At 55.1% G+C, this 16,414-nt stretch carries 15 protein-coding genes; all 15 read right to left on the reverse strand.

What is annotated here, in order from left to right:
* Window positions 1-287 precede the first annotated feature (287 nt).
* The 15 genes from C173_RS06530 to C173_RS06600 all read right to left on the reverse strand — a co-directional run bounded on the left by C173_RS06530 (window position 288) and on the right by C173_RS06600 (window position 16,395).
* Window positions 288-1,628, reverse strand: coding sequence for a UDP-glucose dehydrogenase family protein (locus C173_RS06530; RefSeq protein WP_036723416.1), 1,341 nt, complete (start codon window positions 1,626-1,628; stop codon window positions 288-290).
* Between the two features lie 4 nt (window positions 1,629-1,632).
* A complete protein-coding gene (locus C173_RS06535) occupies window positions 1,633-2,733 on the reverse strand; it encodes a glycosyltransferase (RefSeq protein ID WP_036723418.1) in 1,101 nt (366 codons plus the stop codon).
* Window positions 2,734-2,834: 101 nt separating this feature from the next.
* The gene (locus tag C173_RS06540) at window positions 2,835-3,974 is read right to left on the reverse strand and encodes a glycosyltransferase family 4 protein (RefSeq protein WP_036723419.1); all 1,140 of its coding nucleotides are present in this window, start codon (window positions 3,972-3,974) and stop codon (window positions 2,835-2,837) included.
* On the reverse strand, window positions 3,971-5,161 hold the full coding sequence (locus C173_RS06545) for a glycosyltransferase family 4 protein (protein ID WP_036723420.1): 1,191 nt from the start codon (window positions 5,159-5,161) through the stop codon (window positions 3,971-3,973). The genes C173_RS06540 and C173_RS06545 overlap by 4 nt, the downstream gene beginning before the upstream one ends.
* Window positions 5,148-6,002 carry a glycosyltransferase family 2 protein gene (locus tag C173_RS06550; RefSeq protein ID WP_036693614.1) on the reverse strand — a complete coding sequence of 285 codons (855 nt, stop codon included), beginning with the start codon at window positions 6,000-6,002 and terminating at the stop codon, window positions 5,148-5,150. Before C173_RS06550 ends, C173_RS06545 begins: the two co-directional genes overlap by 14 nt.
* A 303-nt stretch (window positions 6,003-6,305) precedes the next feature.
* Window positions 6,306-7,685 carry an oligosaccharide flippase family protein gene (locus tag C173_RS06555; protein ID WP_036723421.1) on the reverse strand — a complete coding sequence of 460 codons (1,380 nt, stop codon included), beginning with the start codon at window positions 7,683-7,685 and terminating at the stop codon, window positions 6,306-6,308.
* Window positions 7,651-9,081, reverse strand: a complete 1,431-nt coding sequence (locus C173_RS06560) for an O-antigen ligase family protein (RefSeq protein ID WP_155991315.1) — start codon at window positions 9,079-9,081, stop codon at window positions 7,651-7,653. Before C173_RS06560 ends, C173_RS06555 begins: the two co-directional genes overlap by 35 nt.
* Before the next feature lie 98 nt (window positions 9,082-9,179).
* Window positions 9,180-9,953 carry a WecB/TagA/CpsF family glycosyltransferase gene (locus tag C173_RS06565; protein ID WP_036723425.1) on the reverse strand — a complete coding sequence of 258 codons (774 nt, stop codon included), beginning with the start codon at window positions 9,951-9,953 and terminating at the stop codon, window positions 9,180-9,182.
* The gene (locus C173_RS06570; protein ID WP_036723427.1) at window positions 9,950-11,296 is read right to left on the reverse strand and encodes an O-antigen ligase family protein; all 1,347 of its coding nucleotides are present in this window, start codon (window positions 11,294-11,296) and stop codon (window positions 9,950-9,952) included. The genes C173_RS06565 and C173_RS06570 overlap by 4 nt, the downstream gene beginning before the upstream one ends.
* A 15-nt stretch (window positions 11,297-11,311) precedes the next feature.
* Window positions 11,312-12,247 carry a glycosyltransferase gene (locus C173_RS06575; protein ID WP_036723428.1) on the reverse strand — a complete coding sequence of 312 codons (936 nt, stop codon included), beginning with the start codon at window positions 12,245-12,247 and terminating at the stop codon, window positions 11,312-11,314.
* A 24-nt stretch (window positions 12,248-12,271) separates the two neighbouring features.
* Complete coding sequence (locus C173_RS06580) at window positions 12,272-12,964, reverse strand: sugar transferase (protein WP_036693606.1); 693 nt, start codon at window positions 12,962-12,964, stop codon at window positions 12,272-12,274.
* Between the two features lie 79 nt (window positions 12,965-13,043).
* Window positions 13,044-13,934 carry a UTP--glucose-1-phosphate uridylyltransferase GalU gene (galU, locus tag C173_RS06585; protein ID WP_036723429.1) on the reverse strand — a complete coding sequence of 297 codons (891 nt, stop codon included), beginning with the start codon at window positions 13,932-13,934 and terminating at the stop codon, window positions 13,044-13,046.
* A gap of 46 nt (window positions 13,935-13,980) precedes the next feature.
* Window positions 13,981-14,622 carry a CpsD/CapB family tyrosine-protein kinase gene (locus C173_RS06590; protein ID WP_036723430.1) on the reverse strand — a complete coding sequence of 214 codons (642 nt, stop codon included), beginning with the start codon at window positions 14,620-14,622 and terminating at the stop codon, window positions 13,981-13,983.
* The gene (locus C173_RS06595; RefSeq protein WP_036723433.1) at window positions 14,606-15,346 is read right to left on the reverse strand and encodes a YveK family protein; all 741 of its coding nucleotides are present in this window, start codon (window positions 15,344-15,346) and stop codon (window positions 14,606-14,608) included. Before C173_RS06595 ends, C173_RS06590 begins: the two co-directional genes overlap by 17 nt.
* A 413-nt stretch (window positions 15,347-15,759) precedes the next feature.
* The gene (locus tag C173_RS06600; protein ID WP_036693598.1) at window positions 15,760-16,395 is read right to left on the reverse strand and encodes a response regulator; all 636 of its coding nucleotides are present in this window, start codon (window positions 16,393-16,395) and stop codon (window positions 15,760-15,762) included.
* Window positions 16,396-16,414 lie beyond the last annotated feature (19 nt).

Genomic DNA, 16,414 nt, shown 5'->3' on the forward strand with positions numbered 1-16,414 from the left:
TATCCCTCTCATTTCGCCGTCCAGCCCACTTTCGGCGCTTTTAATGGGATTTATCCCTCTCATTTCGCCGTCCAGCCCGCTTTCGGCGCTTTTAATGGGATTTATCCCTCTCCAGTCGCCCATCAGCCCACTTTCGGCGCATTCAATGGGATTTATCCCTCTCCAGTCGCCCATCAGCCCACTTTCGGCGCATTTAATGGGATTTATCCCTCTCATTTCGCCGTCCAGCCCACTTTCGGCGCATTCAATGGGATTTATCGCCGTAACGCTTCAAGTGGAATGCCGGTCTACACCGCGCCAGCCACGCTGGCGGAGAATCCGCTAAGCCCGCCCATCTGCGGGCGGCCGACGGAGATATATTCGAGGCCGGTGCCCTCGATTTGCTCTTTGGTATAGACATTGCGGCCGTCGATCAGCACCTGGCGGCGCATGGTTCCGGCAAGCTGGTGCAGGTTGATCTCCTTGAACTGGCTCCAGTCGGTCAGCAGGCAGACAGCATCGCTGCCCTCGGCTGCCTCTTCGGCCAGTCCGCACCAGCGGAGCTGCGGGTGATCGTATTCCTTGCGGAAGTTCTCGGCGGCGATGGGATCGTACAGCTTCACGATGGCGCCCTCAGCGACCAGCGCCTCGACGATCTCACGGGCCGGGGCCTCGCGGACATCATCGGTATTGGGCTTGAAGGCAAGCCCCCAGATGCCAATGACCGCGCCGCGCAGGCTGCCGAGCGATTCATGGAGCTTGGAGATAATCATGAAGCGCTGGCCTTTATTGACTTCAACGACGGATTTGAGCAGCTTGAACTCATAATCCACATTCCCGGCAATCTGGATCAGCGCATTGGTATCCTTCGGGAAGCAGGAGCCGCCATAGCCGATACCGGCCTGCAGGAAGGTCGCACCGATTCTCTGGTCCATCCCCATGCCGCCTGCGACTTCGGTGACATCCGCTCCTACCTTTTCGCAAATGTTGGCAATCTCATTAATGAAGGAGATCTTCGTCGCCAGAAAAGCATTCGAGGCATATTTGATCATCTCGGCGCTGCGGATATCCGTGACGAATACATTCTCTGTGAAGCCCTTATGCAGCTCGCGCATGGTCGGCTCAAGCGCCTGATTATCCAGTCCGATTACGATCCGGTCGGGATGAAGCGTGTCGCGGATGGCAGAGCCTTCACGGAGGAATTCAGGCGCAGAGACGATATCGAAGGGATGATTCGTGAGGGAGGAGATCAGCTGGCGGATGCGCTCATTGGTTCCAACAGGGACGGTCGACTTGGTCATAATGATCTTATAGCCTTCCATCGCCTGCGCAATCTCGGCAGCCGCCCCTTCGATATATCTCAGGTCGGCTTCGCCGCCCGGCAGAGAAGGCGTACCCACGGCAAGAATGACGATATCGGAGCGGCGGACCGACTCCTGAAGATCGGACGAGAAGCTCAGCCGCCCCTCGCGCAGATTCATTTCAATCAGGGCCTCAATGCCCGGCTCATAGATAGGGGATTCCATCCGGTTCAGCTTCTCGATCTTCTGTTCATCCTTATCCACACAGATGACATGATTTCCATTTAGGGTAAAGCATACGCCTGATACAAGTCCTACATAGCCGGTACCAATCACTGCGAGTTTCATACTTTCATCCTCCTTTTAGGAAATTGACGTAGGCCTGTTCCACATACTGCTTGAACTGAACCATAAACGCCTGCTCATCGAATTTGCGTGCATGGCCCATAATCTGGTCGATATCCCACGCATAGGACTCCACCTCATCAATGGCCTTAAGCAAATCATCAACTTCCTGATGCTGGAAAAACACGCCGTTAACGTATGGAATAATCGTGTCCAGCGCTCCCCCGGCCTGATAGGCGATGACCGGTCTTCCAGCAGCATTCGCCTCCAGCGGCGTGATGCCGAAATCCTCTTCCCCCGGGAAAACAAACGCCCGGCACTGGGACATCAGCCCTGTGACTTCCTCATCCTCCAGCCGGCCCAGAAACGAAACATTCCCCTTGGCCATGCCTTCCAGACGCTTCCTGTCCGGTCCGTCCCCGACAATATACAGCTTGAGCCCGTTACGGTTGAACGCCTCCACCGCCAGATCGATCCGCTTGTAGGAGACCAGCCGCGAGACAATCAGATAATAATCGCCGATGCTCGTAGAGCTGGAGAAGCGGGCCGTATTGATGGGCGGGAAAATCACATCGGAATCCCGGTGGTAATAATTCTGAATCCGCGTCTTCACGACTGAGGAGTTGGCGACGAACTGGTTCACATTTTTGGAGGTGCGCTGATCCCAGTTCTTGAGCCGCTGCATATACACCTTAAGCAGTCTTTTGAACAACCCGGAATTCGATTGCCGCTCCATGTATGTGTCATAGTCCCAGGCGAAACGCATCGGCGTATGACAGTAGCACAGATGGAAGGTGGACTCGGGCACCTGAATGCTTTTCATAAAAGCACTGCTGGAGCTAAGAACGATATCATACCCGCTGAAGTCCAAATCGCGGACAGCCATGGGGTAGAGCGGGAGCACCCCTTTGAAGTTACGCTTCACTCCCGGAATCTTCTGCAGCCAGGAGGCCCGGATATCGGCATCTTTGAGGTTATCGGTCAGGCGGCTTCCGTTAAAAACCGTTGTGAAGATCGGAGCTTCCGGGTACATGTGATGAAACACCTCCACCACCCGTTCCGCCCCGCCCATCTGGATTAAATAATCGTGCGCGATCGCAATTTTCATGTGAATCATCCTCAAAGTTTTATGGAGCAGCATCATTAAGCAGTACACGCATGGCTAGAGACAGATATGATGCAAGCCTTAAGCATTATGGAGCGGGAAGGTCAGGTGACTGCCAGCAGACCTTTGTAGTAAGCGACAATATCCTTGACCGTGTTCTCGATGACAAAATGCTCTTTCACCCGTCTCATTCCATTGTCCGCCATCCGTCTACGCTCTTCGGGATGGTTCAGCATCCAGGTGATGGAGTCTGCAAGTACAGTAGCATCTCCGGGCTGGATCAGCAGTCCTGTCTCACCAGGAACTACGATCTCTACCGGACCGCCTTCATTGGAGGCAATGACCGGCAATCCGGCTGCCATGCCTTCGACGATGACCTGGCCGAACGGCTCAGGAGTGATCGACGTATGAATCAGTAAATCCGCTTGGTTCATGAGTCCTTGTATATCATCCACATGACCCAGCAGGCTGACATTGGTGATGTCCCCTTGCTGCATCTGCTGAATTAATTCCTGCTTGTATTCTTCCTCTCCGAACAAAGCGTCACCGGCCAGCCAGAACTTCACGCGGCTGTCCTGCTTGAAGGCCTTGGCCGCTTCCAGCACAATATGCTGGCCTTTCCAGTGGGCGAGCCGCCCGACCAGCAGGACGTTGAAGTCCTTCCGGTCCCGCCGGCCGATCCCTTCACCGATCGCCTTGGCGAAGGCCGAGTAGACGACCAGCGTCTTCTTCGAGCGCGGCAGCTCCAGCGCATTCAGCGTGGAGTGGGAATTGGCAATGACCCCGTTCGGCAGCAGGCGTGACAGCAGCCGGATCGCCTTGGCGACAACCGGCTTCAGATAAGGCGCCCCGATGTGATCCCGGATGTGCCAGATCAGCGGCACGCCCGCTTTTTTGGCAGCAACAGCTCCGTAAAAGGCCGATTTCAGGGAATTGGTATGCACGCAATCCACCTTCTCTTCCTTCAGCAGCGGAGCCAGCTTACGGCCATAAGCCAGCAGCTTCATAGCAGCCGCCGGAGCCCCGAGATTCACGGCATTGCGGCCGCGGCTGCGGATGCTCTCATCCAGCGGGATAATGCGGACATCGATGCCCTTCTCCCGCAGACGTTCGGCAAGCGTGCCTTCCTCCGCCAGGATCACCAGCGGCTCAATCTGCTCACCAATGTTGGTGAGGATGTTGAACAGGGCAACCTCGCCCCCGCTCCATTTGGCGGTGTGGTCGATATAAGCGACTTTGATCATCCTACGCTCACACCCTTTCCCAAGGTTTCGAGGAATACAGATTCAATCTTGTCGCCCACATGCTGCCAGGTGTACTTCTCCAGCACATGATTCCGGCATTCGTCCCGGCCCGGCAGCAGCTTGCGGTTGCTCAGCATATGAATCATGCCTTCCGCCATATCCTCGCTGGCCGCACTCTTGAACAGCAGCTCCGGACGGAAGCCCTGGAGAATCTCCTTGTTGCCGCCGACCGGCGTAGCCATCACCGGCAGCCCCGAGGCCAGCGCCTCGACGGTGATCAGGCCGAAGCCTTCCAGCGCCTGGGATGGAACGACGAACATATCTGCCGCCTGATAATAGGAGGCCAGCTCATGATCGGGAATGTACCCGAGCAGCCGGACCTTGTTGCCCAGCCCGTAATCGGCGATCCGCTCTTCCAGCTCCCCGCGCAGCGGGCCCTTGCCCCCGATCAGCAGAATCGCATTCGGGAACCGCTCTGCCACCTGCTTCCAGGCTTCCAGCAGCTGCAGCAGCCCCATCCGGTTCATCAGCCGGCGGACCGTCAGGACGGTTGTTGCGCCTTCCGGCAGATTCAGCGTCCGGCGGACCGCCAGCCGATTGGGGGCGGGTGTGAACCGCTCGACATTGGCCGCTCCCGGAATGACAGTAATCTTATGCAGCGGTACACCATGCAGTTCGTGCAGCATATTGCGGAAATAATCGCTGAGGACGATGAATTTGTCCGCCAGCTTGTAAGCCTTATGTTCTATCGATTTGGCAATCGTTGTTTTGACCTTATGCTTGATACCTTGACCTTCGATCTTCATCTCTTCGTTCCACGGGCCGTGGAAGGTCATGATGACCGGAATCCCCCGCTTCTTCGCTTCAATCGCCGGCCCGATGCCGTAAGGGGCGAAGTGGGTGTAGAGGATATCAATCCGCCCGCTGCCATCCCCCATCAGGGAGGCCGCCTTGCGCTGGAAAGCATCCTTGCGCTTCCAGATCGTCTCCTTCGGATCACCGGCATTGTGAATGATCAGTTCCTTCGGCGTCTCCGGTGTTTCCTGGCTGCAGATCAGGGCATGCACCCGGTTCCGTGAAGAGAGCTGTTCACACACGGATTTGAAATAGGTGTTCAGTCCTCCGGGCTGTAACGAGGGCCAGCTGAGGCCGGTCGTCATAATGTTGAGTCCGTCATTGTACGACATAGCTTCTCTCCCCCTTGTTCTCCTTCTCGGCCTGACCCGCTTCGTTATGCCGGGCCAGCCTGCCTGCGCTGTGCAATTCGTAATGCTTGAAGCCGACCATGAATTCATACATCACCCAGAAGACGGATACCGCGAAGCCCGAGATGCCTTTCTTGAACAGGCCATGCAGGAAATACTTCTGCAGGAACCGTGCCGGCGGACGCAGCAGCAGGTGACTCAGCTTGAACGGCTTGCCGCTGGCGAATGCACTCTCTGCTTCCAGATCGGTGTATTTGTTGAACCGGGCGACATGATCGTTGATGCTGCGGAAGCCTTGATGCCACAGCGTTCCGTTCAGCTTCACGGTCCGTTCCTCGGACACCTCTGGCATCTCATGCACCAGAGAGTTGCGGATACCGTATTCCTTGCGGTTATACAGCCGCACCAGATACTCGCCTTTATCCAGCCATTTGCCTAGGAAGTCGCCAATCCGGTACAGCGAGAACGCGACCGTAGCATCGGTCAGTCCCGGCTTGCGCTCCAGGATATCCCGGGCCAGCTCCTCGCTGACCACTTCGTCGGTATCAATCAGGAAGACCCAATCATGGATGGCACGTTCCACTCCGAATTCCCTTTGCTTCGCATATCCGGGCCATGGGTTGACATACACCCGGCATCCCAGGCTCTCGGATAGCCCTACGGTCCCGTCTTTGCTTCCTCCGTCGATTACAACCACCTCATCGGCGAATAACCGGCAGGACTGAATGGCTTTGGATATCCGAACTTCGTCGTCCTGGGCAATGATGACCGCCGAGATCGGGTAGCTGCCCCGGCCGCCAAGCACGCTTGTTACTGAATCCATGATAGGTATCCTCCTTCTGATGGTCCGGTGTGTGTCGTCGCTCCGAGAAAAGTTTGGGCTTACGGCCGCTGTTGTGTTTAGATTTCCTGATTAGAACCGCTTTTCGCGGTAGAAATCCAAACACAAAGGCGGACGCATTCGCTCCTACAGCTCCAAATTTTCTCTACGTTCCTCCAAGCACCGTCCCATGGTTTTTTAAGCAGATAGGGGCTCGCATCGTGTCTCTGCTCGCTGAAACAAATACAAACCATTTGATTCATAAGCAAAACACTTGAATCAAACCCTTAAATGCTTAGACATCCTCTACACATCCATAGGTTTCTTGCGAATATACGAATTCATCGTCGTCTTCATCCACTGAAGGTCCTGGCCGTTAATGAGCAGCCGCGGAAGCTTAACCTTCAGGTTGTATCTAATATTGAGAATAATGAACAGGAACCGCAGCACAGCCGATGAGAGCATAGCCACCCCGGCTCCGAACAATCCGAACTTCGGCACCAGCAGGAAGAGCAGCGGAATCACGAGGATCAGGCCGACCCCCTGCAGGATGGATACGAACTTCGGCTTGCCCAGCGCCATGAACACCTGAGCCAGAATCAGCGTCCCGCCGCTGATGGTTACTTCCAGCAGCAGCAGGCGGAACACGGTAAGCGCGGTATTGAAATCCTTGCCGTAGAGCAGCGGGATGACAAAGGGCGCTACCAGCATCAGGAACACTGCGCCAAGCAAAGTACAGGTAGTACTTATCCGGAAAGCCTTGAAGGTAAGGGCAACCGCTTCGTCCTTCGACATCTCGGAGGCCTTCGGGAAGAGCACCACCGTGATCGAATTCGCGAAGAAGTTCACCATACGCGACAGGCTGACCGCTACCGCATAGAGCCCCAGATCTGCCGGTCTCAGTAAACCGGCAATGATGATCTGGTCTATGTATACCGAGAATTGTCCGAGCAGATCGTTTCCGTAGGAGCCCAGACCATAGGTGAACAATCTTTTAAAATTAAGATAGGAATCCCGGAGCTTGACCTTGTAGGTCCGCAGCAGCAGGAGGGTCATCCCGATGAACAGCGGAACCGATGGCACCAGATAGGCCAGTGCAGTTGTATAAGGATTCATGTAGCCGGTCAGGATCAGAATGCCGATGGCTCCCAGCGTCAGCAGCGGCACCAGGTACCGCATCCAGTTGAAGGTCTTGTAATCTCCTCTGAACTGGAAGGCCGCGTTGTTGATCTGCGACACCACAATCAGCGGGCAGAGAATCATCGACCACTGGGCGAAGACCACTACCTCATGACTGAAGGACCCCAGCCAATAAGGCAGCACGAGTATCCCGACTGTCATGGCGATGGTTCCGAATGTCAGGCCGATCAGCAGGGCGATCCGGTACAGCACCCCGGCTTCCTCCGGATTCTTCTTGGCATTATAGATCAGCGCCGAGGGAATGCCGAAGCTCATGCTGAAGGCCAGGAACTGCGACCAGTTCACCATCGCTGTCTGCTCCCCCCGGCCTGACGGGCCGAGATAACGGGCGGTCAGTACACCGGTCAGCATATTGACCAGCAGGATCAGCACGCTGACGAACATCGTTTTGACAGCAGCCGAGCTATTGTCCTTACTCTTCGTGAATCTCCGGAAGGTGGACCATACCCGGTTAGCGGGTAGTGATTTGGCGCTTGACTGCTGCATGCGGTAGTCCCTTCTTTCTGCTTTGATTGAGCTCCTTGGCACTGAGGCCAAGTCCGATCAGCATCCAGATCAGATACCCCTTAAGACCGGGAAAGCCGTTATCCGATATCAGGCTGGCTACAGCTCCCATCCACGCCGCCAGCGCCAGTCTGGCGTAAGGCTGAAGTTCATTCCTGCGGGTGACTCTGGCGCCGATCTCCTTGATGACCGCACCGAGCGCTCCGAAGAAAAACAATGCGCCGAGTACACCGAAGGTCAGCAGCAGCGCGATGAAGCCGTTATCCATATTGCCGTATTCCCCAAGCTCTCCGCCGTTGCCAAGCTTGGTGCCCTGGCCTACACTGCCGATCCCCTGCCCTACCGGATTGCCTGCCACCATCGGCAGCATGTTGGTCCAGAGGCTAAGGCGTTCATTGTATGAATGATCCTCCTGCACGGAGGTCAGGGTCTCCATCCGGGCCACCAGCCCCTCTGCTCCAGGCAGCTTCGGAACAATCCAGAACAGCGCGGCTGCCACGAATGCGAGCTGGAGCAGCGTCTTCCATTTGCCCTTGGAGGGAGAGGATGCGATGTAGACCAGCAGCATCACCAGCAGGACCAGCCATGCGGACCGGACGAGCGTAGTCAGCAGGCAGACTACTACGAGCAGAACACCGAGCCAGCGCAGGGTACCCTGCCATCTTTTCTCCAGAATCATCGGCACCAGGGCGAAGACCAGGAAGGTTGCAGCCGGACCCGGGGAGTTCAGGGTCGAGAAGACCCGGATCTCCAGCGGATAGGGAGTCCCGATGGAGATCATATCGGCGTTCCGCATCCAGAAGGCGTCCCAGGGAGGAACGGTCAGATACTGCACGATCCCGTAAACGGCAACCAGCACGGCAATGTTGGCAAAAGCGTACAGCAGCCGGTCGATATCCTTCGGCTTAAACGGCGTCACCGCGAAGAAAGGAATCAGCAGCAGCGGTACGATGTAATTTGCCAGATCGTATACCGAGCCGATGCCGTTCTTCGCCAGACCAATCAATGCGCCGTAGGCCAGAGCGATGGAGAACAGCAGCATGATCCGGGTGGAGGACTTGCGGATCCGGTGAATTTCCCGCAGCACCGGAATGGCTAAGGTCGCTCCGGTCAGCAGCGGGGCCAGACTGAGCAGAGAGACGGAATGATACACGCCTTCGTACCAGTCTGCAATCCGCCGCAGCTCCGGGGCAACCGCCCAGATCAGCAGCGTGTACGGGATGAGCATCCGTGTATTCAGCAAGGCCAGCAGCAAGGCCGGAAAGAGGATGCCTGCCAGAATGATGCCCTGCAGGCTGTTCGACGCGCTCAGGTTCGCACTGGCGAAGCCGATCGCCAGCGGCAGGGCGAGCGCCGAGGCGCAGATCAAGGTCATCATTACAGCCGACTTCACGGCTTGTGCCGATGGAAGATTCAGACTATTCTCATCTCTGCTTAGCATCTTCATTCCCTGCCTCCCGTCTTTCGCCGCACTCTTTAATCCGTACTGCCGTTCTTCACCTTGCCCCGTTTGCGCAGCTCCTTGAGCAGCAGCACCAGGAACTGGGCATCGTCGACAAGGTATCTTTTCCATAACCGGCCCGGCTCCTGGCTAAGTCTCCATAGCCACTCCATGCCGGTTCGCTGCATGAAATCCGGGGCCCGCTTCACCGAGCCGGACAGGAAGTCGAAGGTTGCACCTACGCCGATGGAGACCGGCGCCTGATAGGAGGTATAGTGACGGTAGATCCACTTCTCCTGCTTCGGTGCGCCTACCCCTACGAACACGATATCGGGCTGGCTCTCGGTCAGCAGCCGGATAATATGCCGGTTCTCTTCTTCGTTGTGCTCGAAGCCGTAGGAGGGAGAGTAACAGCCCACTACGTTAATGCCCGGGAAGGCGGCCTTCAGATTCTTCGTTGCCTGCTCTGCCACACCCTCGGCGGCACCGAGGAAGAACAACCGGTATTGCCTCTGCTCGAACGCATTGCCCAGGCGACTGAACAGGTCTGCGCCGGACACCTTTTGCTTCAACGGCTTGCCGAGCATCTTGGACGCCCAGATAATCGGCATCCCGTCCGCGACTACGGCACCTGCTTCGGAGTACACTTCCCGGAACTCTTTATCCTTGCGCAGCTTGATCACATGGTCGACGTTACAGGTCAGGATGTAGGATTGGTTCCTCTCCTGAATGGTTCTGTCGATATAATCCAGCAGGTCCATGAAATCATAGTTATCGAAATTGACATCGAACATGTTCACTTGGTTCATCGTATCACTTCTTTTTGTGGGGAATCGGCCAGCTGTGAAGATCGATACAGGCAGTTCAGGTACCAACAGAACGGAATGATGAATTGGACCGTCGACAGCGTGTTATCCGTGAAAGAATAGATCAGAAATGCTGCAATAAAGAGCAGGAAATAAGGTTTGACCGCCGGCAAAAGAACTCTGTATACCATTAGAAACACAGCGAGCAAGGACAGCAGCAGCAGGATGGCACCAACGTATCCCCCATCGTAATAAAAGCGGATATATTCGTTATGCGGAACCACGAACCCTCCGTAGAGCGTTCCGTCATTCGCCACCGTTACCGCTCCGAGCCCCCGCCCCGCAACCGGCGAATCCGCCGCCTTGTTCAGGAAGTACTCCCAGGCCTCCGCCCGCCCCGACAGGTCAATTCCCGTCTCGGTCGTCCGTTCGAAGGAGCGCTTCTTGAGGTTGTCGAGCTGCATGTATACTGCCGAGGTGATGACCAGCAGTGAACACAGCAGCGGGATCAGAAATCTCTTCCTCCCCTTCAGAAAAGCGCGGGAGATATCATAGAAGTAATAGAGCACCATCAGGACCAGGGCGAGAATCGGCCCGCGCGTGCCTGTAATCACCAGAATGAAGAAATTCAGCCCCAGCATGATGTAATTGAACCGGGTATACTGCGGACTACGCTTGATCTCGATGAACGCGATCGCTACTCCCATGAAGGCCAGCATCGCCAGGTGAGGCGGAATGTTCGCCCCCTGCACCCGCACCGCACCTGTGAACTCCACGGCTACCAGTGAATGTATATTCGCAGCTTGCAGCACCACGCCTATCAGCATGCTGACCAGCGGCAGCAGGGTAATGATCCGGATCTGCTTCTCGGCGACCTCCTTCTTCCAGTTGATCAGCAGAAGTACGAAGGGCAGAGACAGTCCGATGAAGGCTTTGACCGCAATCGATGTGCTCATCTCCGGCAGCCAGATGGAGAAGCTGAAGGTGAGCAGAATCAGGACCAGCATCGCCCATAAGGGAGGGCTGAGCTTGAACCTCAGGCCATTAACCAGAATACACGGCACCAGCAGCATCAGAATCACCAGCTTGTAGAGCGACAGGATCTCAATACCGAACATACTCCCGCTGTACAAGAAGTTAATCGAGACCGCCGTGGTCAGCAGAACGAAATAGCTGATCAGCTCAGGGCGTGACAGGGAGGCAACCAGCAGCAGAATGAAGAATACGGCCGCTACTGCGATGACCGGCTGGAAGATGACGGCTGTTCCTAGGAACAGTGCAGTTACGAGATAGAGCATTCCATATGGCAGACTATTGATTTTGGAGCCCCACTCAAAATGGGTCATCGCGCGTACCTCCCCTCACCCCGCTGCGGATTCCCTCTTCCGGTTAAGAATCATATGAAGAGTTCCGCGAATACTCTCCAGCCGGCATTTATTCAGCAGCTTCCTTCCCTTACTGCGGGAAAGAACGGAATCTGCCAGGATGTAGATGACTTTGGCGCCTGTCTTGCCCAGGAGCAGCAGATGCCCTTTCATTCCTTCACTTTTCATAGCATTCGATATGCCTTGGCTGTAATACCGCTTCATGATCCAGTCCTCCGTCAGCCGGTTCGCCGGAACGAAATGATCCACGGCCATCTCGGGATGATAGAGAATCGAATGCCCTTCCTGCTGCAGCTGGCTGAACAGCCAGGTCTCTTCACCCGAGAGCAGCGAATCGCCCTTGCGGCCCAGCTCCAGCGGGAACAGGCTGATATCGAATACCGGCTTGCGCATCGCCATGTTGGCCCCGCAAGGGTGAAGACGCTTCGGATACTCTTTAATCCGGCTCCCCAGATCGACAATCGTATACGGAAGCTCGAACGGCTTGATCAGCCAATCCGGGCGCTTGCTCTCGAAGATCGGAGCAATCTTGCCGCCCATAGCCATCACCTCGGGCTTATCCGCAAAGGTGCCCACAATGGTTGTAATCCAGGTCCGGCAAGGGATCGCATCATCATCCAGGAAGGCGATGAGCTGCGATTTGGAAGCCAGAATCCCTGTGTTCCGGGCTGCTGACAGCCCTTGAACCGGCTCCAGCAGATAACGGATATCCATATCCGCACCATAGGTTTCGATGAACCCCTTAATGGCGGCCGCCGTATCATCTGTGGACTGGTTATCCACGACGATGATCTCGGCCTGGTGCAAATTCTCCAGCGGCAGCAGCGAATGAAGAGTCTTCACCAGCAGCGCCGACCGGTTATAGGTGCATATGATAATGGAAATCTCAGGTCCATCTCCGTGTACGAACATCGGCATCACCTAATTCCCATATTTTTAATAAGCATTTTTGGAACCTAGCAGCATCAGGCCGGTCTTGACAATAATCTTCAGATCCAGCATCGTGCTGCGCATGTGGATATACGTGAGATCCAGCTGAACCATCTCGTCGAAGCCGACGCTGTTTCTGGCATTTACCTGCCAGTAGCCGGTGCAGCCGGGGGTTACCATCAGCCGCTGCTTGTCGTATTCCGTGTACTGCTCCACCTCTTCAACGAGCGGAGGACGGGGACCCACCAGACTCATATGCCCCATCAGCACGTTCCAGAGCTGCGGCAGTTCATCAATACTGGTCTTGCGCATGAATCTTCCAATCCGCGTAATGCGGGGATCATTCTTGATCTTGAACATCGCGCCGCTTACTTCGTTATAGGCCATGAGACTCTCCTTCAGCTCCTCGGCATTAGAGACCATGGATCTGAACTTGTACATGGGGAACAGCTTCTCGTCCTTGCCGACCCGCATTTGGCGGAAGAACACCTTGCCCTTCGGATCTTCCAGCTTAATCAGGACAGCCACCACTGCGAAGAGCGGGAGCAGGAACAGCAGCCCCAGGGCAGAGAATAAGATGTCGATGATCCGCTTCATGACCAGATAGGACTCCATTCCCTTGCTTTCTTCACCCGAATGCAGCATGTAAAGTTTCGGCAGGACGGCCTCATAGTCTTCCGGCAGTTTTTGCATGCTCATCTCTCCTCATTTCTCGTTAAGGTTTATGCAGCCTTACTTCTTGACTCCGGCTTGTGTCGCTCGCTTTCGGGGAACCGTCTCAGCTGCTGACCGAGGTCTGTTCCGCTTTTTTTAACCATTCCGCCATAGCATCCATGACCTGATAACGCAGATCCTCGCTCTCTAAGGCAAATTCCAGTGTGGTCAAAATATAACCGAGCCGTTCGCCGACATCATATCTGGTACCGTCGAAGTTATAAGCATAGACACGTTCGCTCTGGTTCAGCTTCTGAATGGCATCCGTCAGCTGGATCTCACCGCCCGCGCCCTTCTCTTGTAGATCGAGATACTTGAAGATCTTAGGGGTAAAGACATAGCGGCCCATGATTGCCAGATTGGAAGGCGCCGTGCCAAGTGCCGGCTTCTCCACGAAGTTGTTCACCCGGTAGAGCTTCCCGTCCTGCAGATCCGGCTCGATAATCCCGTAGCGGTTCGTGAATTCATCCGGGATAACCTGTACCCCGATTACCGAGTTCTGGGTCTCCTCATACTGGTCGATCAGCTGCTTCAGGCAAGGGACCTGTCCGGTTACAATATCATCGCCGAGCATAACGCCGAATGGCTCATCGCCGATGAACCGTCTGGCACACCATACGGCATGGCCGAGACCCTTGGGTTCCTTTTGCCGGATGTAGTGAATTTCCACCTTGGAGGACCGCTGTACCTCTTTGAGCAGCTCCAGCTTACCGTCCTCCAGCAGCCGGGATTCAAGCTCAAAGGCGTTGTCGAAATGATCCTCGATCGCCCGCTTTCCCTTACCGGTAACAATGATGATGTCTTCAATCCCGGAGGCAATGGCCTCCTCCACGATATACTGGATCGTCGGTTTGTTGATAATAGGCAGCATTTCCTTGGGCATTGCCTTGGTCGCCGGAAGGAAACGTGTGCCTAACCCGGCCGCCGGGATAATTACCTTTTTTACCTTTTTCATCACACATACCTCCCAATAGTTTCGTTCACATTGCCGCTTCGGTGTTCTACTTGGTCTGGTTCATTGCTATTCCGAGAATCCTTACACCTGTCTGTTCCATGAGACCCTTCAGCTTGCGGAGCGCTTCGCGCTTCGTCCGGCCGTGTCTGGCGACAATGACCACCCCGTCCGAGAGCGGGGCCAGAATCCGTGCATCGCTGTAATCGACCGCCTGCGGCGAATCCAGCAGAATCAGATCGAAGCTTGCCTTCAGCTCTGTAAGCAGTCCGGCCATCTTCTCGCTGCCGAGCAGATCCGGCGGACTGACTGTACTCACTCCGGCAGGGATTACCGCCAGATTCGCCAAGCTGCCGTATACCAGAACGTCCTTAGCTTCCTCGTAGCCGCTCAAGTAAGCTGCCAGCCCCTGGCTGCCTTCCACATCGAAGACGCTATGCAGGCCGGGCTTCCGCAGGTTACAATCCACCACCGCTACCTTCTTGCCATCCTGTACGAAGGATACAGCCAGATTGGAGAGAATGGTGGTCTTGCCTTCGCCGCTCTCCGCTGAGGTGAAGAGCAACACCTGTCCGCCGGGCCCCTTCAGTAAGCCGAGCTGGCGGATATACGTGCGCAGCGAGCGGAAGGATTCGGAGACATGCGATGACGGGTTTATGTCCGCGATTAGACTTCTATTCAGCCGTAACATATTTGCCCTCCCCTACTCTTGCCTTGTCATTGTCCGCACTGCCGAAATCGCGTTTGCGGATGGCCGGAATACTGGCAATGACCGGAAGGCCAAGCTCAAATTCCGCTTCCTTCTCGTTTCTCAGCGTACCGTTCAGCGTCTCCATCAGCAGGATAATCCCGACCGCTGCCATCAGTGACACTACGAAGCTGATCAGAATATTCATGGTCACCCCGCCGTTGACCGGCAGAGGCTGGGCTGCAGGATCAGCCGGAGTCAGGAATGTTACATTATCCAGGTTCATCAGTGCCGGCAGGCTGCGGATGAAGGTCTGCGAAACCGCGTTTACAATCGTAGCTGCGGTGCCGTAATCCTTATCCTCCACGGTCAGATTAATCACCTGGCTTTTCTCCGAGGATTTGATCTGCAGCTTGGCAGCCAGTTGGCCCGCCGTCAGACCGAACTCGGGATGCTCCGCAATCACACTCTTCATAATGGTTGGCGACTTCATGATTTCCTTATAGCTCTCGATGAGGTTAAGACTGAAGTTCAGTGCGTTGAGATTATTGCTCTCGGGGACATTCACAACGTTGTTGACCAGTAGCTGTCCAGAGGCGGAGTAGACGGGTGCAACGAAGTTTTTACTGACGTAGAAGGTGGTGGCGCAGGAGATCAGTACAAATACCATGATTAACCATAATTTTTTCTTTATCAGGTTAATGTAATCCAGAATCGTCTTTTCCACAGTAACCCTCCTTCCGCTTGTGTTCGTTTTGAAAGCAATCATGAAAGTTTCAGATGTCTTGCTTTTATTCTATCAATGCGCAGGATTTATCACATGCCCCCTCGCATCACTTTACACTTCACTTTCGAGTACCCCCGTTTGGTCCGCCAGAGGGGGTGAATGGTATACTTTAGTACCATATCCATGGAAAATGCTAACACCCCCGGTGACACAACATCACCTAACCGGGGGGAAGGCTGCTGGTGCACCTTGGGGCCAGCATTCCGCGGCAGCACAATGTATGCTGTTTTTCGCATACATTCGGCCCGTGGGCCTCACAGCCGCCCATTGTGTTCGGTTTGATTTCCCGGAACACAAAAAAACACGGACAGTATTGTCCGTGCTCCGTCCCCGATCATTCACAGGGATGATTATTAATCGTATGACATCTCATATTTGGTAAGCCCGACAGCATTGGCGTATAAGGCCGCCTGCGTCCGGTCCGCCACCTGCAGCTTCGCCAGAATCTGGCTGACATGCTTCTTGACGGTGAATTCGCTGATGAACAGGCGTGAAGCAATCTCGCGGTTGCAGGCCCCCTGTCCCAGCTCGATCAGAACTTCCTTCTCTTTGGGTGTAAGCTCATCCGTCGGACTGCTGCCGCTCATGCGCATCTTATCTTCCATCAGCCCGGGATCGTAATACTTCCTGCCCTTGTGGACCAGTTGAATGGCAAACAGCAATTCTTCAGGCAGAGCTTCCTTCAGTACATAACCGTCTACCAGCACTTCCTCCGCCTTCAGGAAATCTTCCCGGCTGGCTGAGGATGTCAGCAGGATGAACTTGCATGAGAATCCGCGCACGCGGGCTTCCTTGATAATATCCAGGCCCGATTCATCGGCAAGCTTCAGATCAATCAGCACAAGATCAGGCTGTATCTCCTCAATCACGAGAAGAGCTTCTTGGCCATTCGTTGCTTCGCCGGCAAACTGCAGATTGGACTGCATCGATATCACAGATGCCAATCCTCTTCTCACCAAAGGGTGATCATCAACAATGACGATTTTCACTTGAACGACCTCCTGCCTA

The sequence above is a fragment of the Paenibacillus sp. FSL R7-277 genome, from assembly GCF_000517965.1.
In the GTDB taxonomy this organism is placed as follows: domain Bacteria; phylum Bacillota; class Bacilli; order Paenibacillales; family Paenibacillaceae; genus Paenibacillus_AQ; species Paenibacillus_AQ silagei.